This window comes from Sphaerochaeta sp. S2, from assembly GCF_016406725.1.
In the GTDB taxonomy this organism is placed as follows: Bacteria; Spirochaetota; Spirochaetia; order Sphaerochaetales; family Sphaerochaetaceae; genus Sphaerochaeta.
In genome coordinates this window covers 1-1,789 of sequence record NZ_JAEKNT010000459.1, presented here as the reverse complement: position 1 = coordinate 1,789, position 1,789 = coordinate 1, and the positions used below count along the sequence as shown (strand labels likewise).

Genomic DNA, 1,789 nt, shown 5'->3' with positions numbered 1-1,789 from the left:
GATGAGGGGTCTTGAGTAATACGTTTGATCATCTTCCATTGTTTCTCTTGTATTCTTCCCGTTGCTGCTGCAATGGGCTGTGCCCAGTTCACAAGTTTGGGGAGATTTTTCTCTGGGTTTGCATATACAAGTCGCAGACTTGTTCTCAATACGTTCTCGGGAATTGATTTCATGGGTTTGTCCTAGGTGGAGAGAAAGCCAGCGAATTAGCTTCCTCTCCTATGTTTCATAAAAGTTGTTGGTGAATGCTACGCAATCGTCTTCATCGTTTTTGCTTCTAGAATAATCATGATGATGGACACGATACGAAGGTTCCACGCAGCCCAGCCGGTAATAGATGAAATCCAGGGAACGATGAACAACAATACGCTCGCAACAATGAGAATCCATTGAACAGGTTTTGATTCTGGGAGTGAAAGAGCAATTACAGCACAAATGACAATTGCAATAGCAATCACAACACTGAAACCAGAACCTCCTGAGTAGGTGTAGAAGAGCGGAGAAAATGCCGCATACAATCCCAGAACTGCAACTGTCCAATCTTGGGTCCGTTTAAATTTGTCCATGTGTACCTCCAAGTACGTTTGGTCTTGTTTTGTGCTTGAAACGTATCATTGAGCGCCTTACAGAGGTACTGTACGAAGGTACAGTTGTGGTACAGTAACGGTTTGTTGCCTCAACAGAGGTTTCAAACTATACTTACATACCATATGAAAGAAAATGAATCGACCAAAGCGACACTCTCTTCAGTCTCACGAAGCGCTTTGGTGGAAAGGCCTCGATTGGATGAGAAGCTAGCGCTCTCGCTGCACTACCAGACCGCTCTGGTTCATGCACCCCATGGGTATGGGAAGACAACAGCAATAGCCCGATACCTAGCTTCAAGAGAGTACTGTCATGCATACATGCAATGCACTTCTGACGATAACAATCCAAAAACATTTGCTTCCCGTCTGAGCCTTATGCTTATTTCCTTGCTACCAAATGTTACAGAAAGTGAGGACCCTTCTGATGTGCAGTTAAGCCGAATGGTTGAGCTTCTTGGAGAAAGCAGTGAACCACGGTACCTCATATTTGATGATGTTGAGTTCCTGAACCATAAGCACATTACATCCTGGTTATCCTTTCTTGCAGCATATCTTCCTGAAACGGTGCATCTCATGCTTATTGGAACAGATATTGCTGTTTTCCCAAAAGCCTCAATGCATCGTGATGCAGTGATGCAAATCAACAGGGATGATCTTGCCTTCACGCAGGAGGAAGGGAGACGTTTAGCTGCATACTTTGCAGATGATATCGATAACGAGGCGCTGGAGCTCATGATCGAGAACACTTGGGGATCCCCACTGTTGCTTAAGGCCTGTTTTGCCAAAGGGGAGATTCAAAACAGTGCACAGGTGGAAGAGAGAATCCGTGAGCTTGATTCTTATTTTCTCCCCATTTGGGATGAGGTTCCAAAGAAAGCGGAAACAGCACTCGTGTATACTGCTTTGCTTGGAGCATTCTTCCCAGGGAAGGAACAAGAGACCCTCAAGACTGGGGTAATGATTCTGATCGAGAAATCCCTTTTTGTCGAAATGACAAGTGCTGGAGAGGTTCTCATTCACCCTCTTTTCCGTTCCTTTGTGCTCAATCGCGTGAAGGCAGGGAAGAACAGAAGAATTGAGCATGCTGTGGCACAGGCAGTTGCAGATCTTCTTGCAGCATCATTCTATCGGGAAGCGATAACGATGGCCCTTGGGATCGAAGACTATGACTTGGTAGCCAGTCTTCTCGATGAATATTGTGC

2 protein-coding genes are annotated in these 1,789 nt (G+C 45.3%); one reads left to right on the top strand and one right to left on the bottom strand.

What is annotated here, in order from left to right:
* Positions 1-248: 248 nt before the first annotated feature.
* A complete protein-coding gene (locus JF818_RS13180; RefSeq protein WP_117331540.1) occupies positions 249-566 on the bottom strand; it encodes a hypothetical protein in 318 nt (105 codons plus the stop codon).
* 144 nt (positions 567-710) lie between these two features.
* On the opposite strand from JF818_RS13180, the gene JF818_RS13175 reads away from it, so the two are divergent.
* Positions 711-1,789: AAA family ATPase (locus tag JF818_RS13175; RefSeq protein ID WP_198892446.1), on the top strand; the 1,079-nt coding region annotated here is incomplete at its 3' end.

Excerpts from the sequence above, each read along its gene's own strand:
- JF818_RS13180 (WP_117331540.1), bottom strand. The coding sequence starts at position 566 with ATGGACAAATTTAAACGGACCCAAGATTGGACAGTTGCAGTTCTGGGA.